General features: G+C 34.7%; 25 protein-coding genes, 6 tRNA genes and 1 pseudogene. 16 read left to right on the top strand and 16 right to left on the bottom strand.

What is annotated here, in order from left to right:
• The first annotated feature begins 81 nt into the window (after nt 1-81).
• Nucleotides 82-315, top strand: coding sequence for a hypothetical protein (locus ACICP1_RS00005; protein WP_395460851.1), 234 nt, complete (start codon nt 82-84; stop codon nt 313-315).
• Between the two features lie 263 nt (nt 316-578).
• Nucleotides 579-956, top strand: a complete 378-nt coding sequence (locus tag ACICP1_RS00010; RefSeq protein WP_395460852.1) for a hypothetical protein — start codon at nt 579-581, stop codon at nt 954-956.
• A 366-nt stretch (nt 957-1,322) separates the two neighbouring features.
• On the opposite strand, the gene ACICP1_RS00015 is transcribed toward ACICP1_RS00010, so the two are convergent.
• Together ACICP1_RS00015 and ACICP1_RS00020 are read right to left on the bottom strand one after the other, a co-directional pair.
• Nucleotides 1,323-1,409 (bottom strand) — tRNA-Ser (locus tag ACICP1_RS00015).
• 31 nt (nt 1,410-1,440) lie between these two features.
• Nucleotides 1,441-2,229 (bottom strand): DUF2163 domain-containing protein, encoded by a 789-nt coding sequence (locus ACICP1_RS00020; RefSeq protein ID WP_029237622.1) that lies wholly within the window; start codon nt 2,227-2,229, stop codon nt 1,441-1,443.
• A gap of 77 nt (nt 2,230-2,306) precedes the next feature.
• On the opposite strand from ACICP1_RS00020, the gene ACICP1_RS00025 reads away from it, so the two are divergent.
• Nucleotides 2,307-2,483 carry a hypothetical protein gene (locus ACICP1_RS00025; RefSeq protein WP_395460853.1) on the top strand — a complete coding sequence of 59 codons (177 nt, stop codon included), beginning with the start codon at nt 2,307-2,309 and terminating at the stop codon, nt 2,481-2,483.
• A gap of 120 nt (nt 2,484-2,603) precedes the next feature.
• Here the strand turns inward: ACICP1_RS00025 and ACICP1_RS00030 are convergent, their stop codons facing one another.
• Nucleotides 2,604-4,652 carry a porin gene (locus tag ACICP1_RS00030; RefSeq protein WP_395460854.1) on the bottom strand — a complete coding sequence of 683 codons (2,049 nt, stop codon included), beginning with the start codon at nt 4,650-4,652 and terminating at the stop codon, nt 2,604-2,606.
• A gap of 328 nt (nt 4,653-4,980) precedes the next feature.
• Between ACICP1_RS00030 and ACICP1_RS00035 the strand changes: the two genes are divergently transcribed.
• Nucleotides 4,981-6,294, top strand: coding sequence for a lipase family protein (locus ACICP1_RS00035; protein ID WP_265017065.1), 1,314 nt, complete (start codon nt 4,981-4,983; stop codon nt 6,292-6,294).
• A 42-nt stretch (nt 6,295-6,336) separates the two neighbouring features.
• Here ACICP1_RS00035 and ACICP1_RS00040 read toward each other — a convergent pair whose 3' ends face one another.
• From ACICP1_RS00040 to ACICP1_RS00055, 4 genes are all read right to left on the bottom strand, one after another.
• The gene (locus tag ACICP1_RS00040; RefSeq protein ID WP_006015158.1) at nt 6,337-7,164 is read right to left on the bottom strand and encodes a 3'-5' exonuclease; all 828 of its coding nucleotides are present in this window, start codon (nt 7,162-7,164) and stop codon (nt 6,337-6,339) included.
• Nucleotides 7,157-8,041: a GTPase Era gene (era, locus tag ACICP1_RS00045; protein WP_052264868.1), complete on the bottom strand. Its 885-nt coding sequence runs from the start codon at nt 8,039-8,041 to the stop codon at nt 7,157-7,159. Before era ends, ACICP1_RS00040 begins: the two co-directional genes overlap by 8 nt.
• A gap of 44 nt (nt 8,042-8,085) precedes the next feature.
• Entirely contained in the window at nt 8,086-8,529 is a 444-nt protein-coding gene (locus ACICP1_RS00050; RefSeq protein WP_395460855.1) for a hypothetical protein, read from the bottom strand.
• Nucleotides 8,530-8,631: 102 nt separating this feature from the next.
• Nucleotides 8,632-8,704: transfer RNA gene (locus ACICP1_RS00055), tRNA-Gly, on the bottom strand.
• Between the two features lie 159 nt (nt 8,705-8,863).
• Between ACICP1_RS00055 and ACICP1_RS00060 the strand changes: the two genes are divergently transcribed.
• The 4 genes from ACICP1_RS00060 to ACICP1_RS00075 all read left to right on the top strand — a co-directional run bounded on the left by ACICP1_RS00060 (nt 8,864) and on the right by ACICP1_RS00075 (nt 10,836).
• A complete protein-coding gene (locus ACICP1_RS00060) occupies nt 8,864-9,484 on the top strand; it encodes a ribonuclease D (RefSeq protein ID WP_007302121.1) in 621 nt (206 codons plus the stop codon).
• Nucleotides 9,485-9,563: 79 nt separating this feature from the next.
• Nucleotides 9,564-9,890 (top strand): thioredoxin, encoded by a 327-nt coding sequence (gene trxA / locus ACICP1_RS00065; RefSeq protein ID WP_007302120.1) that lies wholly within the window; start codon nt 9,564-9,566, stop codon nt 9,888-9,890.
• Between the two features lie 39 nt (nt 9,891-9,929).
• A tRNA-Ile gene (locus ACICP1_RS00070) sits at nt 9,930-10,006 on the top strand.
• A gap of 584 nt (nt 10,007-10,590) precedes the next feature.
• Nucleotides 10,591-10,836, top strand: a complete 246-nt coding sequence (locus ACICP1_RS00075) for a hypothetical protein (RefSeq protein ID WP_395460856.1) — start codon at nt 10,591-10,593, stop codon at nt 10,834-10,836.
• A gap of 15 nt (nt 10,837-10,851) precedes the next feature.
• Here ACICP1_RS00075 and ACICP1_RS00080 read toward each other — a convergent pair whose 3' ends face one another.
• Entirely contained in the window at nt 10,852-11,985 is a 1,134-nt protein-coding gene (locus ACICP1_RS00080) for an alpha/beta hydrolase (protein ID WP_353278617.1), read from the bottom strand.
• Between the two features lie 180 nt (nt 11,986-12,165).
• Here ACICP1_RS00080 and ACICP1_RS00085 point away from each other — a divergent pair, with 180 nt between their 5' ends.
• Genes ACICP1_RS00085 through ACICP1_RS00100 form a run of 4 tightly spaced genes read left to right on the top strand, consistent with a single transcriptional unit; the run spans nt 12,166 to nt 14,960 of the window.
• Nucleotides 12,166-12,825 carry a CADD family putative folate metabolism protein gene (locus ACICP1_RS00085; RefSeq protein WP_265022238.1) on the top strand — a complete coding sequence of 220 codons (660 nt, stop codon included), beginning with the start codon at nt 12,166-12,168 and terminating at the stop codon, nt 12,823-12,825.
• Between the two features lie 22 nt (nt 12,826-12,847).
• Nucleotides 12,848-13,234: a dihydroneopterin aldolase gene (locus ACICP1_RS00090; protein ID WP_052264775.1), complete on the top strand. Its 387-nt coding sequence runs from the start codon at nt 12,848-12,850 to the stop codon at nt 13,232-13,234.
• The gene (gene folP, locus ACICP1_RS00095; RefSeq protein ID WP_395460857.1) at nt 13,231-14,484 is read left to right on the top strand and encodes a dihydropteroate synthase; all 1,254 of its coding nucleotides are present in this window, start codon (nt 13,231-13,233) and stop codon (nt 14,482-14,484) included. Before ACICP1_RS00090 ends, folP begins: the two co-directional genes overlap by 4 nt.
• Nucleotides 14,481-14,960, top strand: coding sequence for a dihydrofolate reductase (locus ACICP1_RS00100; RefSeq protein WP_264682892.1), 480 nt, complete (start codon nt 14,481-14,483; stop codon nt 14,958-14,960). The genes folP and ACICP1_RS00100 overlap by 4 nt, the downstream gene beginning before the upstream one ends.
• Nucleotides 14,961-15,419: 459 nt before the next feature.
• Here ACICP1_RS00100 and purF read toward each other — a convergent pair whose 3' ends face one another.
• Complete coding sequence (gene purF, locus ACICP1_RS00105) at nt 15,420-16,805, bottom strand: amidophosphoribosyltransferase (RefSeq protein WP_395460858.1); 1,386 nt, start codon at nt 16,803-16,805, stop codon at nt 15,420-15,422.
• Nucleotides 16,806-17,054: 249 nt separating this feature from the next.
• Here purF and ACICP1_RS00110 point away from each other — a divergent pair, with 249 nt between their 5' ends.
• Nucleotides 17,055-18,287: a hypothetical protein gene (locus ACICP1_RS00110; protein ID WP_395460859.1), complete on the top strand. Its 1,233-nt coding sequence runs from the start codon at nt 17,055-17,057 to the stop codon at nt 18,285-18,287.
• Nucleotides 18,288-18,418: 131 nt separating this feature from the next.
• On the opposite strand, the gene ACICP1_RS00115 is transcribed toward ACICP1_RS00110, so the two are convergent.
• The 3 genes from ACICP1_RS00115 to def all read right to left on the bottom strand — a co-directional run bounded on the left by ACICP1_RS00115 (nt 18,419) and on the right by def (nt 20,695).
• A complete protein-coding gene (locus ACICP1_RS00115) occupies nt 18,419-18,946 on the bottom strand; it encodes a demethoxyubiquinone hydroxylase family protein (RefSeq protein ID WP_007302313.1) in 528 nt (175 codons plus the stop codon).
• 446 nt (nt 18,947-19,392) lie between these two features.
• The gene (locus ACICP1_RS00120; protein ID WP_264682893.1) at nt 19,393-20,166 is read right to left on the bottom strand and encodes a uracil-DNA glycosylase family protein; all 774 of its coding nucleotides are present in this window, start codon (nt 20,164-20,166) and stop codon (nt 19,393-19,395) included.
• Nucleotides 20,156-20,695: a peptide deformylase gene (gene def, locus ACICP1_RS00125; RefSeq protein WP_007302315.1), complete on the bottom strand. Its 540-nt coding sequence runs from the start codon at nt 20,693-20,695 to the stop codon at nt 20,156-20,158. Before def ends, ACICP1_RS00120 begins: the two co-directional genes overlap by 11 nt.
• A gap of 137 nt (nt 20,696-20,832) precedes the next feature.
• Here def and ftsA point away from each other — a divergent pair, with 137 nt between their 5' ends.
• On the top strand, nt 20,833-22,071 hold the full coding sequence (gene ftsA, locus ACICP1_RS00130) for a cell division protein FtsA (RefSeq protein ID WP_010403853.1): 1,239 nt from the start codon (nt 20,833-20,835) through the stop codon (nt 22,069-22,071).
• A 295-nt stretch (nt 22,072-22,366) separates the two neighbouring features.
• Here the strand turns inward: ftsA and ACICP1_RS00135 are convergent.
• From ACICP1_RS00135 to ACICP1_RS00150, 4 genes and pseudogenes are all read right to left on the bottom strand, one after another.
• Nucleotides 22,367-23,177 (bottom strand): annotated as a pseudogene (locus tag ACICP1_RS00135) (IS630 family transposase).
• A gap of 29 nt (nt 23,178-23,206) precedes the next feature.
• Nucleotides 23,207-23,515 carry a hypothetical protein gene (locus ACICP1_RS00140; RefSeq protein ID WP_264704516.1) on the bottom strand — a complete coding sequence of 103 codons (309 nt, stop codon included), beginning with the start codon at nt 23,513-23,515 and terminating at the stop codon, nt 23,207-23,209.
• 316 nt (nt 23,516-23,831) lie between these two features.
• A tRNA-Val gene (locus ACICP1_RS00145) sits at nt 23,832-23,904 on the bottom strand.
• Nucleotides 23,905-23,921: 17 nt separating this feature from the next.
• Nucleotides 23,922-23,997, bottom strand: a tRNA-Ala gene (locus ACICP1_RS00150).
• A gap of 299 nt (nt 23,998-24,296) precedes the next feature.
• Here ACICP1_RS00150 and ACICP1_RS00155 point away from each other — a divergent pair.
• Together ACICP1_RS00155 and nuoF are read left to right on the top strand one after the other, a co-directional pair.
• Nucleotides 24,297-24,369 (top strand) — tRNA-Lys (locus ACICP1_RS00155).
• Between the two features lie 17 nt (nt 24,370-24,386).
• The gene (gene nuoF, locus ACICP1_RS00160) at nt 24,387-25,640 is read left to right on the top strand and encodes an NADH-quinone oxidoreductase subunit NuoF (RefSeq protein WP_064085745.1); all 1,254 of its coding nucleotides are present in this window, start codon (nt 24,387-24,389) and stop codon (nt 25,638-25,640) included.
• Nucleotides 25,641-25,656: the final 16 nt, after the last annotated feature.

Consider the following 25,656-nt stretch of genomic DNA (forward strand, 5'->3'; position numbering starts at 1 on the left):
GCGAAATAATTATATCAGTATTAACATAATATTAATACTGATGTGTTAATATTATGTTAGTTTTTAATTAAGGAGAATATTATGCTAGGAAATCTTACAAATCGGGAACATGTGTTCGGTTCTTCAAAACCAGCACAGTATGGAAAAACACATATACACCGAAATGAATCAAAATTGAATGATTTTGGATCAGGACAAGGGGTACAATCAGCTGATACATTACATGTTGCCATAGAGAATGCGAAGGAAAATGGCCAGGTGATGGTTGGTGGGCAACAGCAGAGCGAAATAACTGCAAGTGGTGGTGTCATCTGAGAGATACTCATGGCGAATTTAGATCTGATTCACAGGAGTCAACCCCTACTGATATAAAGAGTACATTGCAAGATATTGGAGACAATTTCTATGCTCTTGCAGATTCAGCGTCTGTTCTGTAGAAGGTACAGGTTTAATATCAAAAAAGTGTGAGGCTTCTTTTGTCTTCCGAAATTTTCAATAAAAGCAATCATACTATTGTTAGTATAGTATTAATGCTTATATGTTATAATTATGTTAATTTTTTAATTAAGGAGAATGTTATGGTATCTAATTTACAAAGAGGTATTGTTGCTACAAATTCAGGAAGGTGGGGAGATAATATATTCAAAGCTCCAGAACAAGAGTTGAAGGATCAATTAATACAACATGGAGTAACACTGGTACATCTGGGAGAAGTACTGAACCATGATCCATTTGATGGACATTACTGGTGCCATAGACAGTGTGAAAGTGACTACACCAAATGGTACGAAAAACTCGATAAATCTATGTGCAAGGCCAGATGCAATAGACAATATCAAGCTCCAGAGAAATCTCAGAGTTCTGAATATTCTTCACAAGCTAGTGACATAAAGAGTACATTAGAAAATATTGGAGATAGTTTCTATACTCTCGCAGATTCATTTTCTGTTCTGTAGCAGATACAGTAAAAAGCGTGAGGCTTCTCTTGTTTTCCGGAATTTTCAATAAAGAATTGTATTGACATATTATGGTAGGTTGAGTATATAGCAGTTTGCTGATGCTCGTGAGAAATGACACATACTAAGTATAGTATTGCAAGATATTGTTAGGAATAGGGAAGGTATGCTGGCTACTGGATGTATTTCTATGATAACAACTACTCTTCGTCATCAAAAATCAAGAACGGCTCTGCAACTTGATAACTCTATTCTTTTATTGACGTAGATGACTCTGAAAAATTGCGGAGCTGAAGTGCTAATGCTATATGGTTATTACGTTCAAGAACAAAACGGAAAATCCTATGTTATACTAGAAATAATGTGCGGAAAAGGGGGGATTCGAACCCCCGACATATTTTCATATGTGCACGCTTTCCAAGCGTGTGCTTTAGACCGCTCAGCCACCTTTCCATACTTATTCATAATATTAAAAATTATGCTGCTAAACAACTGGTATATATGGTTCGCCACGGAAATTCACAGTATTGTTAAACTTGTTTTTGCACGTTAAAAACGCTTTATCACAACCTGCAAGTATCGAATATTTATCTCCGGTAGAAATTTGATATGGAGGAGAAGCAAATAATGTAACTACTTTATTTTTGTATTCTTTAACTACAACTTCAAATGTTGCTGAACTAAACACTCCGTGCTTATAATATCCATCGCTTTCGATTAAATTAGTGTCTTCAAATCTTCTTTCATCTATCACTTTAGTAATTGTGCTCATTCTACTAAACTTTTTAGCATCAGCTTTACATCTATCATCGCAAAATTGTGCCCTGCATACAGGAGAATATAGCTCTGTTATGCTTCTCTCAAGCTTTGTCGCAAGACCTCTAATTTCAGCGATAAACCTCCCACTATTTAATGTTACTTTACCAAAAGTTCCTGCATGCAAATTCATAATTCCCTGACTCAAATCTTTATAATTCACAAGAAATATTTCAATATTTGCAAAGTCATGCCTTCCTGATAAAACATCTTTTTCTTTAATATCAGCACTATTTAATATTCCTTCAATTTCTAGATTATCAGTTCTCAAATCGCTATTTAATATTATACTGCTGGCTATAAAACCGCTTGAAGATTTATAGAGTATATTATTGAGATTTAAATCTTTATCATAGTCAGTGAATCCCATTACCTCCCCACTTACAAGTGTTAATTTCCAGCAAGTAGCGATGGTAAGTAATTCTCCAGTTAAATGGTTTTTTAATTTGGTTTGCATACTGCTTAATTGATTGAATTTGAAAACGTTCGATAGGTAAGGGATTATATCCATTATCTGAGTAGCCATAGGGTGTCATGCCAGCGCCCAGACATTGGCATCCAGTTAAATTTACGAGTATAAAAGTAATCAACGTTTCTGATGATGATGGAAAAATGGATCCCAGTGTCAAGCACTGGGATGACACCATCTACTATGCAAATTGCCACAATTTTCGTACAGCTGTGACTGGGATGACATTACTTATTGTGTGAATAAAATAAATACTCGTAGAGTTTGTTACGCACTGGCTTATGTTTATTTGATCGACAAATAAACACTAACAGACAAGACACACACCACATTCAAGTTGTGGTGTGTATTACTAGAACAAATTAGAAAGAAAACTTCACACCAGTTAGTAGAAGAATTCCTTGGTTAGAAGGTACATCAGCATTATTTTTATCTTTCAGCGCACCTTTTTCATCAGTCATAAAATAATGTAAGGCTGCATAAGGAACAAACTTGCTCTTATTGCAAGAAGATAGATCATACTGAACACCAAGTGCAACATCATGAAGCATATCTTTATCATTCATTGTACTGCCAAAGTATGTCAAGCTTGTATAAACATTCTCATATTGATAACCAGCACCTGCAGTCCAATACATGGTGTCCTTGTCATTAAATTGCTTTAAGCCATTTTTTCTAGCAATATCAGTAGTCTCTTTATATTCTTTTGAAGCAGGGTCGAGTTCCTTGATAATCTTCGGTTGACCAGATTTGCCTAAATATGCAAAAGAAGCAGCGAATTTTATATTTTGACCTTCATCAATCTTATAATCAGCGCTTACACCCAAATTAACACCCATCAGGTCATTGTACTCTACAAATTCCTTATAAAGATGCTTATCTTTACTCGGTTGCTTTGAAAACCCATATTCACCAACTACGGAAGTTTTAACTTTTACATTATGTTTACTAAAGTCATATTCATATGACGCACCAGCACTTATTATATGCTGGTAATCTGGTCCAACATGTCTTAACGTTTCCTCATGCTTTACCCCTGTTACTACTTTTTTATCATTTGAATCTCTGATAAGACCTGGAGCTATTTCTTTTACAACGGATAAACCACTATCGTAGCGAGGTGAGTAGCTAATACCAAATCTTGCACCCATATAATTTGGTGAGTAGTAAGCAGCTCTAAACGGCAATGTGGTCATAACCTCTTTGTTATACTTTCCTGCCATACGGAAGGAGAACTTTTCGCTCTCGCTCGAGAAGCTTTCAGTGTAAAGACGTGGTGTTACGTAAAATGGAAAGTTTGCAGCACTTCCTTCTAAGTTTACTTTTCTGAACCAGTCACTATCTGCAGCTCCATCAACAGTTGCAATTCTTGTTGCATCAAGTCTCATCAGAGACTCAGGACCAAACTGATAGCCAAGTTTCAGATCACCATATTTTGAATTCAAAAACACATGTGCACTTCTACCTCTTGCAGCATTCACGCCTTGTGAAGCTCCTTTACCTTCAGTAACTGGAACATGGAATTGTACATCGGCACCATAACGAAGACCAATATCCTCATTTTTATTTTCAGCTCTTAAGTGCAATATTGCATCTGAAATCATGCCCATGTTTTCACTGTAATCACCAATATTCCCTATCCCTTTAGGAAATATTGGATTTGCTCCTTTTATACTATCTGGAGTATTGTTAAAATAATCTGTAGATTTACCTGGCATAACATTATAATGGTTATAGCCACTTAGCCCATGGTTACCATAACCTTGAGAATCAACAACGCCACCGAAAGTTATTCTTAAACCATCCCCTTGATTGGTATTGATAATATCAATACCACCAACTGAAACAACAGGACTTGCCTTACCTTTTTCCTCTGTATTGCTGTTAACAACTTTTACATCCTTTTTTATATCTTTAGCTTCAATTTTAGCATTCTTAGTTTTAGAACCCTTAATTTTTGACTTTTCTACATTAGAATTTTTAGTGCTTAGAGCTTTCGCCTTTGAATCCTCTATAAGCTTTGCTTTTTTCTCTTTTGCTAGCCTAATTTCATCTTTTTTCTTTTGTTTTGCTACTAATTTTAACTCTTCTTTTTTCTTCTTTTGTTCAGCTGCTAATTTTAACTCCTCTTTTTTCTTCTGCTCAGCTGCTAATCTTAGTTCTTCTTTTTTCTTAAGCTCCTCAGCTTTTTTTCTTGGATCAGCATTACATATCCTGTCCATTTTTTCTTTTAGTTTCTTATTTGAAGTCTTCATCACTTCCATCTTTCCAGAAGTTTTGATTGACTCGTTACTCTCTTGCTTTTTTACTTCCTTCATACTCTCGTCAGAAAAGTCAGCAGCAAAGCCACTGAAAGAACATAAAGTCAATAGAGAAGCTAGAGCAGTTCTAGTATAAATAGATTTTTTCATGAAGTGCCCCCAAAAAATTTTAAAATCATAACATAAATAGTATAAAGGTGTTGAAAATCCAACTTAAAGCAACCTTATAGCGAAAATAAAAGTAAAATGCAATACTTTAAAAGCAACTTTCTTAATACGCTCAACGTGTATATTAACCAAAATTTAGTACAGAGGTTTGCTTGTTAGTGTATTATAACTCTATACTTATTCTCTGGAAGTAAAATTTACTCAAGTGAAAGTACATAAAGATTAAAATATTAATATAACTATTGACAATAATATTAGTTTATATTATAATTAGTGAATTATTGTTTTATTTTTAATAATCAAGGTATTTATGGATTTTAGTTTTTTACGAAATTGGTTTAGCACTACAGGTGCTGCTACAGGCTCAGAGCCAGGTAATACTGAACAGCCAGATTCTATTTCAGTAGATGATGGCAAATACGAGATGAAAGAATATGACGATGAATTTGAGATCATTGAAGATTATGAATTTATAAATCGTGCTGATCCAAATGAGCCATGTTCTTTACCTTCTGACTATAAAATAGATGAAAGTATTGTAAAAATTGCAGGATTTGATAGAGAGAAATTATTAGAAATGGGTAATTTCTGCAAGATAAGCTATGGCGATGATGATGGTAAATTAAGTAAAAAAAGATGTAACAACCTAGCTCAAAGAGTATACAAAACTGAATTTGAAATTGTAGAAGATTTTGAAATTGTTCCATCTACTGAAAAAATGTATAAAACTAGAGCTGAACTCATCAGCGAAGGTTATGAAATTATTCCATTTGGTAATAGCTTTGAAAAAGATGCTGGTCACGTTTTTATAAAAGGTAAAGAAATAACAATAGCTTACCATGGTACTCGTCTGAGCCAGAGTTTTAATGATGGAATTACTGATATAAATGTACTTTTTGCTACTTCGGAATTTTTACCTGAAGGTGGAAGAATTCATTGTGGTTTCTATAATTCATTTATGGATTCATGGCCTAATCTGTATGGCATTTTGAAATCTCATGCTGAAAAACAGGGATCAGAAATCAAGGATTTTAAAATTAATCTCACAGGTCACAGTATGGGAGGAGCTATTGCTAAGATAGCTGCTTTATGCCTCAATAAAACAGAAGGAGCTGAAGATGTTCATGTTGCAACTTTTGGTGATCCACGAGTTTTTGATCTTACTGCTAGTGAATTTTATAATGATGTTCTTCAAGAAAAAACCATTAGAGTAACTCAACATAGACAAGACCCAGTACCAGCGGTATCACCTGGTATTTGTGGTTATGCTCATGTAGGTGCACAATTGAGAATATCAGTACCTGAAGGATATTTTGTTCATCAAATAGATGGTTATCATGAAGCCATTAAAATAATGGATGAAGAGGATTTCCGATCGAACAATAACGTTTCTCTCTTTTATTACCCTTCGAGAATATTAAGTCGAATTAACTGTGCAGTTTTAGGTAATGCTCAATATTATGCTGCTAATTTAGGTAATTATATTCTTGGTGGACAAAATTTTTTCGAGAAAGTAAAAAAGGAATACCAAGATAAAAACTTAGAAAATTTTTCTAAGCTTGAACAAGCAGAAGTTAAGCAAAGGGCACATCAAAATGTCTTTTCTACTACAAGGAGTTTATAACTACTATACAGAGCAATCATTAGATTGCTCTGTAGCATCTACTCATTTAAATTCAATATAAAAATTTTCACCAGAAGTTATTTTCCATTCTTCTTTAAATTTCTTTAGGTGTTCTTTTTTTTCGCATTCCAAAAGCAGTTCTTCTATGCTCTTATTATAGCTTTCTGTAGTAATTCTTCCTTGATGATGCATGAACTTCAAGTAAATCAAATAGGTGTTAATCACATCTGTTTCGCAATAATCGCGAATCTCTTGTATTTTTCCACTATCGTATAAATCCATAACTTGTGAACCATCAACTCCAATCTTACCGGGAAGATTAAATGCTGCGCAAACTTCGTTCATCTTCATTCTTGCAGAAGCTCCAAAATCAGAGAGAGATTCAAGCAAATCACAATGCCAATCACTACTGTACCTCTGATTGTAACTATTCCACTTATCGCCAGCTTTGTGAAAATATTCTGCTTGAATGCCATGAACCATAGCACGGTACTTCAGTACCGGTATATCAAAAGTGCGTCCATTGAACGAAACTAGTCTTGGCTTTTTCTCTGATATGTAGTTAAAAAATCCCTTTACTAGCTCTTTTTCATTGGAGTTTACTGTGCCTCCAGATCTTATTTCTTGTAGTGTGAACATTTCATAACCGCTCTGGCGTGTTATATTACAAAGTAAAAAACTAATGACTACAACAAGGTGGAAGGGCTGACGCAGAAAAGAGTTTTGCCCGTTTGTTATTTCAAGATGATATTTTGTTAATGCGTTCCTCTTTTCTTCTACACTGCTATCATCACTAATATTTAGTAAATTCTTGCAGGAATTTACATCTGGTATAGTTTCAATATCAAATACTAACAAAGAATTAAGCATTACTTATATATTCCTCAGGGCGATCAGTCCAAGGTCGCACTTTTACGAACAAAAAGAGATGAACTTTACACTCAAATAACTTTTCCAATTCTGTACGCGCCTCGATATTAATTTTTTTTATGCTACTGCCGTCTTTTCCTAGCACTATTTTCTTATGATTATCTTTCAATACAAATATGATCTGTTTTATGACTAAACTCTTATCTTTTTTTTCCTCAAATTGTTCAGTTATAACAGCTGTAGAGTATGGCAATTCTTCACGTAGGTTCAAGAATAACTTTTCTCTCGTAATTTCAGCTGATAAAAAATCAGCTGAGGAATCAGTTATTTGATCTTTTTCATAAAACCAAGGGCCTATCGGTGCAATTTCAGACAAGTAACTAGTCAGATCAGAAAGTCCATCATTCTTCAGTGCCGAGATCGTAAAAATTTTTTCAAACTTATAAAGCAAATTTAGGTGCTCATGTGCCATCTTGAGCTCTGATTTCTTTACTAAATCAGTTTTATTGATAACCAAAATGCATCTGCCTTTTGTGCGCTCCAGTCGTGCAAATATCGTTTTTATTCTTTCTATATTTTTTAGGTAATTGTTTACATCAACAAGCAATAAAGTAATGTCACTATCCTTAACTGCTCCCCATGCAGATTTGACTAAAGCTTTTTCAAGATTTGTTTCTGCTGAAAACACTCCCGGAGAGTCAGTAAAAACAATTTGCGCATTGTTGCATATAGCAACACCCCTTACCTGCGTCCTTGTTGTCTGCACTTTAGGGGTGACAATTGCAATTTTCTTGCCTACGATGCTGTTAATTAGCGTTGACTTTCCAGCATTTGGCAAACCAGCTATCGTTACAAATAAGCATTTTTGTTCTTTCACAAAGGAAATTATAAAGAAAACTAAATGCTAACGTCAATTGATTATTATATAGCTTGCTCTTTCTCTTCCCCTTTTGAAGAAAAACGTTCAACTACAGGTGATATGATATATTCATTCACTTTCTTAGCTATTGGTTCAATAATATAATCTACTGCGATTACTGATATGGGTGCTATCAACGCACCTGCTAAAGCTGCCGATCCCATTCCAAGCATTGCACCAGGGAAAACAGCAGTTGCAGCTGCAGCAAAACCAACTCCAGTTGCAAAGCTTGCAGCACATAAACAAGCACCAGTAAAAAAACTTTTTTTGGAAAAATTTTGATTATAAATTATTATGCATGTAAATAAGGCTGCCACAACAGAAGCAACAATTCCACCCATTACCAATGGTGATAGAGTTGTAAAACTGAGCCCTAAGCCTGTAAGTGCTCCTATTGATGTAGCTATACCTAAGACAAATAACATTTCTTTAGTATCGTTGTCCATATAACCCTCCTAAATAATAAATTTCTAAAAAACTTTTAGCTACTTTGAGTATAGCTGAATTAGTTGAATAGGGGAAGGAAATTTTTTATGTTAAAATTAAAGAGCGGGAGAAGGGGTTCGAACCCTCGACCTCAACCTTGGCAAGGTTGCGCTCTACCAACTGAGCTACTCCCGCAGTTAAATTCTGCTTAGGTTCTACTTCTAATTATAGGTACATATTACAATTTGTAAACCCTACATACATGAAAATCATGAGAGCCAATTTTCTATGATCTTTTCGTATACTTAAAACTCATTTTTGATTATTGTATGTGTCATAAAACATATTAAATTTATGAGAATATTTATATATAAAGACGACCTGCCAGCCAGTGCAATACCGAATGATATAAAATCTATAGCTGTTGATACAGAGGCAATGGGGCTACTGCATAGCAGAGATAGATTATGCCTTGTTCAGCTCTCTTTCAATGATGGCAACGCTCACTTAGTTCAATTCAAAAACGATTATACAGCTCCAAATTTGAGAAAAATATTAGAGGATAAAAATATAACCAAAATATTTCACTTTGCGCGATTTGATGTGAGTATAATACATTACTACCTGCAAACTTGGGCACTGCCTTGCTATTGCACGAAAATAGCCTCACGTTTAGTTCGCACCTACACAGATAATCATAGCTTAAAAGAGTTGTGCTTAGAACTACTTGATATAAAATTAAATAAGCAACAACAATCTTCTGATTGGGGAAATGAAAATTTAACAGACAAGCAAAAAAGTTATGCTGCATCTGATGTTTTATATCTCCATAAAATAAAGGAAAAGCTAGATTTAATGCTAGAACGTGAAAATAGAAAAGAATTAGCCGAAAAGTGCTTTGAATTTCTTCCTACTCGTATTGAGCTAGATTCAATGGGTTGGGGGAGTGTAGATATCTTTAATCATCATATGTAATCACTTCACTTGAATCCAGAAAAATTTAGTTGATCAGCTGTTAATTGATACGCTATATTTATAAAAATTTAGGTATTTTATGAGTGATGATATTAAAGCGGTAAATGATCAAAATTTCGAATCTGAAGTTGCTAACCACAAAGGATTTGTGCTGGTAGATTTTTGGGCAGAATGGTGTGGACCATGCAAAAGTCTGATGCCACGTATCGAGCAATTGGCTGAGGATAGAAAAGGCAAGATCAAGATCTGCAAGTTCGACATAGATGGAGAAACTGAAGTGCCAAGTAAGTATGGAGTTCAATCTATACCTACTTTAATCATATTTCAAGATGGTAAGGAAATTGCACGCAAAATTGGCGCAATAAATGATTTACACAGTTGGGTTGATAGTGAAATAAGCGAGTAGACAAATTTCCTTTTGCGTGTATTATAGGTGTTGATAAAAGGGATTGTAGCTCAGTCGGTTAGAGCAGTTCGCTCATAACGAATTGGTCGTAGGTTCGAGTCCTACCAATCCCACCACTATTGATACAATTGCAAGGCCTACTCTCTTAGATAAGCTTTTTGCCTTATTAAAGTACTTGGTTGTTAGTGTTTGAAAACTCCATGATATTAGATTCCTTGCATAACTGGAATTCAAAAGTTCCAGCGCGGTTTTCTTATTGGATCCCAGCTGGGATGACGCCTGGTTATGAAAGAAATCTATTGTCAAAAAAATTACTTCCGCGTATTTTCAATCTAATTATAATTAAAGTTAGAGATATTTTAAGAGCTCAAAAATTTATCTTTGTCTGCAGACTTTCAATTAACTTTTCAATAAAAAACGTAGCGTATCTTTTTCAGCGTATACACACGTCTGTCATATGTGCGCTGCATTTTTTTCTAATTTATACAGGAGGATTTTATGTCCAGAATTCCAGATATTTGACCTTTACCTTAGCTAATAAAAACCAACTGGCGCCTTTGGTTTTTATAAAGAAAATCTAGGAAATAACCAAAAACTGTTTCCAGGCATAAATTTGCCATGTATACCTAAAAAGTAATGATATTAACATAATGTTCATATTTGTATGCTAATATTAGAATTATTTGAATTGGAGAATATTATGCAACAACAAGCATCAAACAGAGAGCAAGGGATTAAATTTAGATATAATCAATGTAAGGAGAAATGCCATTCCTACAAAACAAAACGGACAGACCAAGAATGTCTAGATGAATGCTATGAGAAGTACGTTTCTAAACTTTATCCACAAATTAGTGAGAAATTATTAGCTAGTGAAAACAATCTCTATGATGAAAGCACAAAATTATCACTTATGGCAGATACTCTAGATGCAATGTTTTTTTAATCACAAAAGAAACACTTATTTCAATATTTGCAGAGATGTTAGCTTTTTAGATATATTCTGACTTATTGAATAATTCTTTAAATTGGTAAAATACTGTTTCTTTTCCTCTATTTCTTTTTCACTATTCTTTCCACATATCGCTTCTGTTTTTATCTCTGGTTGTTTCTCTTGATTGAGAGAGCCCTTCTTTTCAAAATAATTATCTGTGAATTCTAAAAAGAGTGAAATCAGCTCAGGAAGATTGTATTTGTGTTCACTTGATGAGCACAATTCTGTAATCGAAGAAAAGTGAATATCATCTGCCTTAATAGGTAGTAACGATAGAAACTTATTCCAGCATTTTTTCATTATTCCAACTTCAGGTTCAAGGTTTTTTATTTTAGCTAAGTTGGCATGCTCCATAAAAAACTCTTTATATTGCTCAAAACCTTCAAAAGTTTCTTTTTTTTGGTAGTTTTTTTTCCTATGACTTTTTTCTATGTCAGCAATTTTAGTACCTATATTTGCCTGCTTACTAATAAAGCCATCGTTCTCTAAGTTAAAACAAATTGTGTATGGAGTAATGTCGTTTACTATTGTGTGTGGCTTAAAGTGCCAACCAAAGCATTTGAGTATGAATTTTATTATAGGAGGAAATAGCCATTTAGGTTTTGATATGTGTAGTAATTTCACTACAAGTTTTTTGAATGAGCTAAAGGATTTATTGATAATGCATCTTAAATGAATATTGTCATCTTTTTTAAACTTTTTATAAACCTCCGCAGCTATTGGTCCTCCAGCACAGCTTCCATACAGTACTATATTGTCTGGGTGAATGCCTTGCTTTAGAAGATCTGAAATGACTCCAATTCCTGCATTTACTCGATTTCGACCGTTTAAAGAATGGCCTTTGCTTTTTCCAGAACCAGGAAAATTAATAAGGTGAACATCCATACCTGCTTCAGCTGCCCAATTCCATTCACTTTTGTCTTCATCTGGCTCTTTTTCAAAAGTATATGTAAGCCCTGGAAAGTAAACTATATGCTTTTTCTTTCTGCTATCTGCACTGCTCTTCGAGTTTGACATCACTATCTTTTGAATTCGCATTCCATTTTGAACTTCTACGAACTCTTCCCTAATTTTTATTGTATTTTCTTCTGTTACTTTCATTTTGCGTTTTTCACTATATTGATTTAATAATACATGAAATTTTAGAAAAAATCAATTTTACTAAAAAATTAACTTATAGCGTATCTATCTTTATATTTATTGGAATTAAAGTAGTAGTGAGAAATGCCTCTTGACATTTGATAAACCTAAACGTAGCCTAAAACAATTTACTGTTTATTTATGACATTTGTTCAATCACTTAATAATCAATTAGATAGTTTACACTTATTAAAACACCCATTTTACGAGTCATGGAATGAAGGTGGCTTAAGCCTGCAGGCTCTGCAAACCTACGCTAAGGAATATTATCACCATGTTGCTGCTTTTCCTCGTTATATCAGCGGTATACATTCCTTGTGTCCGAATTTGAAAATGCGGCAAGTTTTACTTGGTAATTTAATAGAGGAAGAACAAGGCGACGAGAATCACCCAGAATTATGGCAGCGTTTTGCTGAAGGACTGGGAGTAGCACGTTCAGAACTTTGTGAAAATGCACAAATTAAGGAGACACGAGAATTAGTTGATGGTTATTTTGACATTGTAAAATCAGATTTTGCAGCAGGTCTTGGAGCTCTGTACGCTTATGAACGTCAAACTCCAGAGGTTTCTAAGTCTAAAATTGAAGGTCTGAAAAAACACTATTCAATAAATGATGAGCGTTCTCTCAAATTTTTTACCGTTCATATGGAAGCTGATGAGTGGCATTCTGAAGAATGTGCAAACCTTATTGCAGATTTAAACGAAGAAGAGCAAGAGAAAGTTATGCAAGGCGCTGAAAAAGGAGCAAAACTCTTATGGGGTTTTCTTGATGGCATGATGAATGTTGATGTTTGTCATTAATTATAAGTAGATACTAAATTCAGTGGTAGCATGTAATCTTCTTATATCTGATTTACGGCTTTGGGTTCATTTGGGATGTAGTGCAGAAGAGAAGTCTTCTCCCCAATTGGTGAGTATTGACGTTGATTTCACTTTTAAATCTCCTCCTTCAGGGCTTACAACTGATCAACTTAAAGATACTATCTGCTATTTGGAAGTAGTGCAAAATATTCAATCTCTTGTTCAGGGCAAGCAATTTAATTTAATCGAGCATTTAACTCATGAGATATACAGAGCCATTAATAACCTTTTGCTGCGAAAGAAGCATATTATTTCTTCTGTCAGGGTGACTACTCACAAAATCGCACCACCAGTTCCTGGTGTGCATGGGGGCGTTTTTTTTACTTACTGTAATGAATTGCAAGAATGATCTATATTTCTATTGGATCAAATATAGGGAATCGCCTTTCCCATTTACAAAGAGCTACTGAGTTACTAAAGAAGCGCTATTTAAAAGACTTAAAGTCTTCGATCATTCTAGAAACTAAGGCTATTTTACCAAATGGTGCTCCACCTGATTGGAACAAGCCATTTCTTAACATGATTGTCTATGGAAGTTGTTCTTCTTCTCCTGAGGAGCTACTAAAAGGCTTAAAACAAATTGAATGTGACATTGGTCGTCCACAAGTCTACGAAAAATGGGCACCTCGTGTTATTGATTTAGATATTTTGTTATGGGATGATCTAACGCTTGATACACCTGACCTTAAAATTCCTCATCCAGAATTGGTACACAGACCATTTTTGCTCCACTTGATGGCAATGGTTAACAAAACTTTTGCTTTCAATGTTCAAGAATGTTTTTCAAAGAGTTTTACGCTTTCACCAAAGCTTATGGGTATCGTCAATATTACCCCTGATTCATTTTCAGATGGTGGTCTTTATTATGATGCGAATCGAGCAACCAAGCAGGCATTGCAGTTGGTATCAGATGGTGCAAGCATAGTTGATCTTGGAGCTCAATCAACAAGGCCTGGAGCTTCAATAAAGACACCAGAGGAAGAGTATGAACGTCTAAAACCAGTACTTGATAATCTTAGCGACTATATGAAAAATGGTGATATTGAAGTCAGCATTGATAGTTTTTGGCCAGACGTTATTTTAAACGTTTTGAAGCACTACAATATTGCCTGGGTAAATGATCAGAAGGGAGATCTGAGTAGTAATACCTTAAAAGAAGTTGCTAGCAGTGGGTGTAGTGTCGTTATTATGCATTCACTTTCGATACCACCACATAAGGACAATATTATTCCACATGACACTGACCCAATTGATATCATAAATAATTGGGCAGAGAAGAGCATTAACAAACTACTAGGCCTGGGTTTTGATGAAAATTCAATAATTATTGATCCTGGTATTGGTTTTGGCAAATCTATGTATCAGAATATTCAGATTTTACGCAGTATAGAAACTTTACAAAATTTTGGCTGCAAGGTTTTAGTTGGCCATTCTAGAAAGTCATTTATTTCTTCTTTTTCCACAGAGCCTGCCTCTAATAGAGATTTAGAAACAATTGCTACATCTGCTATACTGCACAATAAGGTTGATTTCCTTAGAGTGCATAATGTACGTGACCACATGAGATTTTTTGTAGCCCAAGCTGCCTTACAGGGATGAAGATTATTGGAATTATGGCTGTTGACCCTAATGGGGTAATTGGAATAAATGATGATTTGCCCTGGCATTATCCAAGTGAGTTTAAGCACTTTTGTCAAGTAACCGACAAACAAGTTATTGTTATGGGAAGAAAGACATTTGAAACCGTGCCTCAAAGCATACTAAAGAATCGTACACCTATTGTTTTCTCCCGTAACAAGTGTTTTAATAGAGGTCCAAAATGTACTGTTGTCTCTTCCATGCAAGAATTTCTGTCAATTCAAAGTAGTTCTCAAGTCTTTGTGATTGGTGGGGCACAAATAGCACACCTTTTTTTAGAGCATAACCTAATCTCAGAATTTATTATAACTGAAATTCACAAGCCCTATAAGGGTGATACATACCTCAATTTAGCATTTTTTGATGGATGGAATAAAACTATTCTCGTCAGAACAGAAGACTATACTATATTCAATTGTATCCGTTCAGCAGAGTAGTAAAATTATTAGCATAAAAGTAATCAACGTTTCTAATGAAAGCTGGATCCCAGCATCAAGTGCTAGCCTGAAGCTTTAGCTATAAATATTAAGAAATTTACCAAACGAAGAAAAAAGGCAGAAGAATCCCCGTGTGACGAGTTTTATAATGTAAATTGGCGCTATAATAATGTTCTAACAAGCGCGTTTTGGCTGAATGTAGAAAAAATAAAAAAAGCCGCTATAATTTTTGTGTAATTTGCCAATAAATATTTGAGTTTTTTACTGATTTTGTGATTGAGCCTGCAGGTCAAAAATAAGGATAAATACTCTTAGTATCATAGTAAAGGGAATGACGAAATTTGTAAAGTAGTTTTCACTCAAATGACGCCCAGGCAAAAACTATATGGTTATGCAAAAAATCTATTTTTAAAACTGTTAATATAACATAGAAAAAACCTCACCTTCATTAATAATAGATTACTTACCAATTGGGTAGTCACCAGTGAAACAAGCATCACAATATTGCGGTGTAGCATTGTTACGTTTTTCTGCTTTAACAGCTCTGTATAGCCCATCAATACTCAAAAAGGCTAAGCTATCTACTCCTATACTTTCCTTTATCTCTTCTATAGATTGAGTCGCAGCAATTAAATCTTTGCAATCTGGTGTATTTATTCCATAAAAACAAGAGTGCTTAATTGGTGGACTTGAAATTTTGAGGTGAATCTCTTTTACTTCTGCATCCTTTAGCATAACTATTATATTTCTGAGCGTACTACCACGCACTATACTATCATCTATTAAAATTATGTTTTTGCCTTTCAAAGTGTGCTTATTAGCATTGAATTTTAATTTTATTCTAACTTTACGTACTTCAGCGGTGGGTTGTATAAAAGTTCTTCCTATGTAATGATTACGAATTATCCCCAGTTCCATAGGTAATCCTGAATGCTTTGCATATCCAATAGCTGCAGGTATTCCAGAATCAGGTATTGGTACAACCATATCTACATTGTTTTTTGGTGGGCTCTCTTCTGCAAGTATTCTTCCTATTTCTTTTCTTATATCATATATGGACCTCTTCTCCATTATGCTGTCTGGTCTCGAGAAGTAAACGTATTCAAAAATACAAAAACTTGATTTTTGCTGTGGGAAAGGAAACATTGAGGCTAGCTTACTATCCGAACTGATGGTAACTAATTCGCCTGGTTCTATTTCTCTAATAAACTCTGCATTTATTATATCAAGAGCACAAGTTTCAGATGCAAGAACGTAAGAACCGTTTAACTTTCCTAAAACAAGAGGCCTGATTCCAGATGGATCACGTACTCCAATAACTACTTCTTGATTGATTGCCACAAAAGAATAAGCACCTTGTATTTGCTTTAATGCATATATAAAACTCTCTAAAAAGCTATCTTTTTCACTGCTTGCTGTCAGATGCACTACTACTTCTGTATCAATATCTGACTGAAAAACGCACTCTTGTTTAATTAATTGTTCGCGTATCGGAGAAATATTAATTAAATTACCATTATGTGCTATGGCAAAATCCCCAAATTTGCCACTTTTGCCAAACATGGGCTGCACTCCAAATTTACTACCACTTGTTGAGTATCGAACATGACCTATTGCACAATCTCCAGGTAAGGATTTCTTTATTTCATCTATATCATCAAATACACTGCTCACTTGGCCTTGAAAGTGATAAGAGTGCAGCTTATCGTTGTTACTGGTTACTACGCCAAAAGACTCTTGACCTCTATGCTGCAAAGCGTGGAGAGCAAGTATAGAGTTAAAAGCAGCACTTTGGTTGTAACTTATGCCAAATACCCCGCACTCCTCATGTACTTCATCAAGCATGAAAAATATTAAATAAAGCCTGATTGTACTTTAGTAGAGGCAAAATACAAGAATTTTATTTGTTAATCCCTTTCAAAGTTGAAGCTTTCTACGGTAGTTTTGATGTATACCAGAAAGTAGGTTATATGCAATTAACCAATTTTGAGATTTTTGACAATTTTTTAGCACTGAAGAGAAAAAGATATTTTTATTGACTTATCTATGTATTGAAGTAATCACTAAAAAGTTTTAGTGGTTATGGTATATAATATGTCTAAGCAAGTGGGTAAACAAGGTGAAAGTAATCTTATTTTAGAGCCTGAACAGTTCTCTAACAGCTTCTTCAATAGTCAACAGAGTAGTTCATCAAATCCAAAATTACCGACTATAAGTCGTAAAGATAGGCATATGGATTTAATCAAGAAAAGGTACGCAAAAAACAAAGATGTTGCAGAATATCTAAGAAGTTATGACTTTATTAAAAGAGCAGAAGAATTGTCAGTAATTTATCTTTTTGAGCGAGACTCATCTTCTACGAAATTGCAAATACTATTGACTACGGATGAACAAATTCTAGTTAAAAAATTTTGTGATGAGATGATAAAAGGTATAACAGAACACGATGAGCAAGAAAGCGTTTTAAAGTACATGGAACGCATAATAGAGGGTTATTTAAATCAAGGAATAAGATTAAACTCATATTACGGTAAGGATAATAAGACTGTAACAAATTTTATATTTGAAAAAATGGAAGAATTAATTAATCGCTTTCATGCAAATCCACACAATTCAACTACAAAAAATATCATACAAAAGATCACTCGTAATTTAGTGTTAAAAGGTGGGGTAGAAAAAGGATTATCTTTTTATAGCGATATTGAAGGCGGATATTACGGCTCTAATTATTTAAATGATCTTAACGAACAATGTAAGAGTAAGAAAAAAATGCTAGAGGGTCTAGCATATGAAGGTATTGTGAAAGAAAATAACAAGCAAATTGATAAATATGATCTTGAAGTAGAAGTAGATAATAAATATTTTTATATTAAGTATCCACAAGGTAGTATTGTTGAAACTGCGAGAACTTTAAATAATGAAAAAGCTAAGGATTTAGAAGTTGGCATATTTCAGATTGAGGAAAGTATAGTAAAAGTTGAAATTACAGAAGATGGAAAAAGAAATTACACAGATATCTTAAAAGGTGGTATTGAAATATTTTTTACTACTAAAATAGGAGAGATTAGTATTTATCTACGGAAAGATGGTAACAAAATGGTAGTAGAAATTGATGAGAAAAGCAAAATAAGGTTTAGCAAGTTAGAAAACAAATCAAGCTTTGGAGGGAATTGTCTTATACAGGGGAAAAGTGTTTTAGAAGTTATGGGCAAGAGTTTTGAAAATATTCCTGAGGAGTTAACTCAGACTATTAAAAACGTTCCATCTACTAGTCTTATGCAAACATGTTTACAACAACAAGAAAACTCTAATAGGGAATTAAATTAATGTATTTTTAGGATAATAATTAAGAAATTAATTATAAACATTCATACGCATTCGATTGTAGTAGAGGATATGGGGCAGCAATTAGCACAAGAACTAAAGGCAAATGTGGTTGGTTGTCAAATAGTGATTGATTAAATCAATTTAGAGAGGTAAATAGCAGCTTTGCAGCTTGTTTTTATGAACAAAGATAAAACGTTGTAGCCAAGTGCGCTTTCGGCATTGTGCTGAATTGCAATATCTCTGTGCTCTAATTCCTCATCGCGAAATTTACTTATAGTTTCTCTTAATTCCCCATCTTCTAAATGTAAGACTTGCTCCTTGTAGTGCTCTCCGATCACTTCTTCAACTGCAGCAGTGCAAGCCATAGCGGCTTTTTTACCCATCATGGCAGTTACAACACCAAGTGATACCCCTAAAGCACCCCAAACTGGCAACAAAACAGTAGGACGAACTCTTTGCTCCTTGATTTTCTCATTAAAATAGTGGAAATGTTTTTTTTCCTGCTCCTCCATTTCAATTATTTTGTCAATTATGGAAGATTTTTTAAGAATAAATTTTTGACCGGAATAAATGCAAATGGCTCCATATTCGCCAGCATGATTTACTCTAATTGCTTGTTCTAAAAAATTTCCTTTCAATTTTTTTATATTGCTTTCCAATGTCTCCTCCCTTTATTTCTGCATTAGTACTACTATAAACCAACATATTATAGAGTAAATAAAATTCCATGCGTGCATTGCACCAACATTGTGATTACAGGAACTCAAGCAGCTATAGCAACGGCAAGAGTTACTTGACGGACTCCGCCATTCTCCTTAAAATAAGGGTGAAGATATATTATTTATCTTCAGTCTGTGCAGATAAAAAGACAAAAAGCTCAATATACTTGATGTTTAATTTTTTGTACTATGTGCACTCTATGTCTTTATAAAACTTTTACCCACATAAGCTAAAATGCGCTTATCAAAGCATTTAATACAATGAAAAACGCCAATTAAAAAAATAGGTAGTAGCTGATAGATTTTCTTTTGCCTTTTTCTCTGTTTAGTAAATTTTTCAATATTTAATGCAATTAGCCGGCACTGGGATGACAACGAGTAGTGAGCTAAACGTCCGTGTGGTTATTGGTATTATCAAGATATTCTCTAATCTTCTTTAAATCTTCCCAAGCTAAGCGTTTTTGTGCTGGTTGACGAAGTAGATAGGCTGGATGAAATATAGCGGCTGTGGTAATTGCATGAGATAAATATTGGTTAGTATAAGTATGAAATTTGCCACGCAAGTTCGATATAGTCTTTGTGTTATCAAGAAGGCTATAACATGCGATTCCTCCAACAAAAATCAGAATCTGCGGTAAAACAAGAGCAATATGCTTCTCAACAAATGGTCTGCACATATCAAGCTCTAGATCAGTTGGTTTTCTATTACCTGGTGGACGCCAAAACACGGTGTTGCTTATATATACCTTAGTGCGGTCCAGATTAATTGCACCGAGCATCTTATCGAGCAGCATTCCGCTTGCACCACAAAATGGTATGCCTTTCAGGTCTTCATTTGCTCCTGGTGCTTCACCAACAAGCATGATTTTTGCATTTGGATTACCATCGGAAAAAACAGTATTAGTTGCAGTTTTTTTTATTTCACAACCCTCAAATGACTTAACTGCACTTCTTAGTTCATCTACACTACCACATTCACTTGCAAGCTTCCTTGCTTCAATGATCCAGTCACTTGGGAACATGGCTTTTTTCTGCTCGATGACAGAAGACTGTGTAGCTCTCTCATTTTCCACTTTTTTTTCCTCTTCACCTTCAGTTAGCGTGCAGTCAACACCCACTTCATGATAGAACTTCAACAATTCTAGATCTTCATTGTTCATAGTGCCTCTTAACCTTTTGAGCTTTTTTCATAGCCATATCGTACTTCAATTTAGACAAATGTCTAACGTATAATATACCATTTAAATGATCTAACTCATGCTGAATACACCTTGCAAGCCAACCACTAGCTTTTAGCGTCTGTTCTTCGTTATTTAAATTTTTATATTTCACAGTTAAATATTTTGGACGCTTAATTTCATGGCTTTGCTCTGGAATTGAAAGGCACCCTTCTTTGAGAATTACTTGTTCACCCGATAATTCTGTAATTTCAGGGTTAATCATGCAAAATTTGCCAGTTGATTCATATCCTGCTGGCCCATCTTCAGCCTTCTCTGGCTGAACGTCCATGATAAAAATTCTCTTCAGCACTCCAACTTGTACTGCAGCAAGACCAAGACCTTCTGCATAGTACATAGTTTCGAACATGTCGTTTACTAATTCTTTAATTTTATCGGTTATATCTATTACTTCACTGGCACGTGTAGTTAACCTTTCATCAGGGGCAATTACAATTGGCAATTTAGACATAAAATTAAAATTTTATGTTTTATTTTTTCCTTTGTACAGTATTTTGGGTATATTAAAATGTTGCTGTATTTTTAATAGAAATATAAATTATTAAAGGAAGCTACAATTTGAATGGAATTGTGTCATAAGGTCAACTAATGTACTCTGCAGTAATAATAAAACCAAAGCGAAATGTTTTTGCCGTTTTAGACGTAGGTACAACAAAAATTATCTGTCTCATTGTTAAGATCAATAGCAACTTCAGCTATAAAATAATAGGAACGGGTTATAAAAGTGCAGAAGGTATAAGCGGTGGATCAATAACTGATGCAAAGCATGCAAGTTACTCTATTTCATCAACTATAGGTTTAGCTGAGCAAGTATCAGAAGAGACTATAGACCAGATATATGTGAATGTAGCCGGATGTGGAGTCTCATCTTTTAACGTATATAACGAAATTATTGCAGCTAATCACGAAATTTCAGACCGAGATATAAAACGTGTAGTCTTTCAGACGTTTGAGAAATATATCGAAGAAAATGTTATCATTCACAATATACCACTGAAATATCACTTGGATGACATGACTGATATAAAAGAGGTTGGTGGATTGTACGGAAAAAGACTATCTGCTGATGTTAATGTCGTCACTGCTTCGCGTCCAGCGCTTACCAACATTGAAAATTGTATAACTAATAATAGCGGGATAAGTATGGCTGGTTGTATTGCTTCCGCATATTCTGCAGGCCTTGCCTGTCTAAGTGAAGATGAAAAAGAGCTAGGAACTGCCATTGTTGACATAGGGGGTGGGTGTACTGCAATTGGAATTTTTAAGAGAGGAAAGCTTATATACACAAGCAGCATTCCAATTGGCGGCATTCACATCACTCGAGATATAGCTTATGGACTATGCACAAGTATAGAGCATGCTGAACGCATAAAAATACTATACGGTAGCACTGTCGTAACTTCAATAGATGAGAACGAATATATTACACTGCAAAACAGTGAAAATGATGAACCGACTCGAGTACCCAAGTCCGAACTTATTGACATCATAAGACCTAGAGTTGAGGAGATATTTGAACTGGTAAGAGAACAATTTCAAGAACAAAAAGATCCAATCAATAAAGTAGTGCTCACAGGTGGAACCAGTCAACTCACAAGCATGAAAGAGATTGCAAGCTATATATTCAACAAACAAGTCCGCATTGGATGCCCTGAGTCTCTCAGTGGCCTTGATGGCGAGTATGATAAAAATCCCGTATTTTCTGCTGCCATAGGCTCTATCAAGCTAATAGTTGACACTTTTTATAAAAATAACTCTGGAATGCTCGGTCAAGATGGTAAAATGAGTAAATTGTATAATTGGGTTAAATCGAAAGTCACGGTTTGATTTTACCAAATAAAGTTTTGATATCCGTCAAAGGAAGTATAAAGAAAATTATTTCAAGATTGATAAATTGATTCGTGATGATACACCTGAAATTATGCGCTCCCATGGAATGATTGTTTATGATATGGTAATGGAAAAAGATGAATATGCTGAACGTCTCATTCTATGATAAAAGATAAAACAGGCTGGATCCCAGTGGGCTTTGTTGCATCGCTCAAGTGAAAAGAACTGGCAGTTACTGACAAAATTCCTGGATTGGATATACTATAGCTCTTTTCATAATAGTCCGAAAAGCTTATAGAAAAGCGGAATCAACAGCATGACGAAAAGATGTGAATAGAGGACTAGCTCTGTTTTTTATAGCAAACCAATGATGCTCAATTTTGTTAAAATCGGGAGAATAAGGCGGTAGATATAAAATTTCTGCGCCAACTCCTTTAGCAAATCTTATTAGACTTATGAAAAGTAGCATTATCAAGGATAACAGTTTGTCCAGGTTTCAAAATCGGTGTCAGAAACTGCTCAAACCATTTATTAAAGATATCCATATTACAGTGGCCTTCAAATGTTAACGGAACAACTATTTTTCTGCCGTTTAAGGCTGCAATCATACTGATTCGTTGAATTTTTTTACCAGATTTTAGAGCATAAAACCTCTGTCCCTTTTGGCAATATCCATAACTCGGTGTCCAGACTCATCTATATAAACTAAGTTTTGAGGTTCTTTTGTTGCTATAATTTTCAAAAATTCAGCGCGTTTTTCTTCGTTTCTTTCTTTGTATCCATATGTCTTTTTTTGCGTGTGAGTCCAATTTTTTTAAGAGCTCGATGGATCGTTGGGATACTAACATTGCTCCAAAGCTTAGCCATTTCCGATACCACCATATTTTTTAGCAAATTCAGTAAATTTATTCCAGTCAGTAATTTTGTGATTATAACCTCCATTTCCAAGTTTTTTTGACTGAAAATCTCCTGTTTCTTTTCTTCTTTGCTGCCACTCCCATAACGTAGTTCTTCCAATTTTAAATCTTGCTGCCACCGTTTCACTGCTTTCTCCTTCTTCTAGTGCTTCCATTGCTTTTTTTATAACTATATGCTGCTGGCATCCTTACCTTCACTACTATAAAACCTTATTTTACCTCGTTTGGACTATTATGAAAAGAGCTATACTTTTAGAGTTTATTTCTTGCTCGTTTACAATATAATGAGTTCTTATAAAATCTATGCATGTTTGATACCCTGACCGAGCATTTCTTCCTTCGTCGCCATCTTTAGGAGCTTCTAATAGACAAAGCAAATTATTGAGTGGAAGTTCTAAAATAATATTCTCATCAATATCACTGCTTTCATAAGCTGAATTAAGACTTGCTCTAGGTTCTGGAAGATTTTGCAGTTCTGATGCTAGAGTTTTTGATGAGTATTTTTCTTGTGTAATCCCTGTCACTACTAGTACCTTAGTGTTATTACAGTATACTGTTAAAAAAAGATTTTTGCAACTTAGCACTAATTTTTCTCAATCTAAAATATTTTTCAAAACAAACCTCTCTCTACTGTCAAATTAAATTCTTTTATTGACTTGTTTACTCTATCTAAATTGTTGAAAAATACCCTATATTGTAGAGAAATAGAGAGTATTCTTAATAGATTATGTAAAAATAGAGTTTTTATGGGTAAATATTGACAGTGAGATACCGTGTTTATTTGATTAGTTTTTAGTGTATTTTTGTATTTTAAATTTTGGCTAAAAACTCTCCATTTAATGGGCGATGACAGGTTCGAACTGCCGACCCCCTCGGTGTAAACGAGATGCTCTACCAACTGAGCTAACCGCCCTTTTCTTGTTTGTGGATTGGTGGAGGCAAGCGGGATCGAACCGCTGACCTTCTGCGTGCAAAACAGATGCTCTACCAGCTGAGCTATGCCCCCAACTTTTGCTTAAAGCATAAATCACTCAGGCTGAAATGCAAGAAATATTTATTTGTGAGGCTATTGCTAAATAGTGCACAAATTCTGCATTTATGTATAATTCTCTATCTTTTTAGAGTTGTACGTCAGCTTTACCAAATGAATCTTTGAATTAACAAGAAGTTTTCCTTCAAAAATTTTTAATTAAATTATCACTAATACAGTACATTATATAATTTATTTAACCACACATGAAAATTTTAGTTTGATTAAAATGGATAAAAACTATATTACTGTTTAGTATAGCTGAAAAATAAAATGATCCCGTAGCTCAGCCGGTAGAGCAACTGACTTTTAATCAGTGGGTCACGCGTTCGAATCGCGTCGGGATCACTTAGAATCTTAAAAGCATGCTAAAAGAACAGGACAAAATATTCACAAACTTAAATGGTAAAGAAACACCACTACTTGAGGGTGCAAAAAAACGTGGTAGTTGGCAAAAAACAAAGGAATTACTGGATTTAGGATCAGAAAAAATCATTGATGAAGTAAAGAAATCTGGCTTAAGAGGTCGAGGGGGTGCAGGATTTTCTACTGGCCTTAAGTGGAGCTTTATGCCTAAAAATCCTCCAAAAGCATATTTAGTAGTCAATGCAGATGAGTCAGAACCTGGTACATGTAAAGACAGAAACATATTACGATATGAGCCACACAAGCTACTTGAGGGAATTCTTCTGGCTGGCAGAGCGATCAGCGCATCAGCTGCGTATATTTATATCAGGGGTGAATTTTATAATGAACATTTAGTTCTAAAAAAAGCACTTGAGGAAGCCTATAAAGAAAACTTAATTGGAAAAAATGCCTGCAAGTCAGGTTATGATCTTGATGTGTTTATCCATAGGGGTGCAGGAGCTTACATATGTGGGGAAGAAACAGCTCAACTCGAATCCATTGAAGGAAAAAAGGGCTTTCCTCGCATGAAACCTCCATTTCCCGCAGGTGTTGGACTTTTTGGCTGCCCCACTACAATAAACAACGTTGAAACTATATCTATGGTTCCAGATATCCTAAATCGCGGAGGAGAGTGGTTTGCATCTCTTGGTAAACCAAATAATACTGGCACTAAGGTCTTTTGTATTTCAGGGCATGTAAATAATCCATGTAATGTTGAAGAAGAGCTAGGAATTTCACTACGTGAATTAATTGAAAAATATGCAGGTGGAGTGCGAGGAGGTTGGGATAACTTACTTGCTGTAATACCTGGTGGGTCTTCAGTACCATTAATTCCAAAATCTATATGCGATACTATTGAAATGGATTTTGATTCATTGAGAGCTGTACAATCAGGGCTTGGTACTGCTGCTGTGATAGTGATGGATAAATCAACTGACATAATAGCTGCAATAGAAAGATTATCACATTTCTATATGCATGAGTCCTGTGGGCAATGTACACCATGTCGTGAAGGTACTGGATGGATGTGGAGAATTATGAGAAGAATGGTAGCAGGAAATATTAAACCTGGTGAAGTAGATAAGCTACTTGACCTTACAACTCAAATAGAAGGACATACAATTTGTGCGCTTGGCGATGCTGCAGCTTGGCCAGTGCAAGGGCTAATCAGACATTTTCGTCATGTAATTGAAGATAGGGCAGTAACTTAACTTACACTTTTAAGTC

Origin of the sequence: Wolbachia endosymbiont (group B) of Ablattaria laevigata (assembly GCF_964277395.1) — a bacterium.
Taxonomy (GTDB): Bacteria; Pseudomonadota; Alphaproteobacteria; order Rickettsiales; family Anaplasmataceae; genus Wolbachia.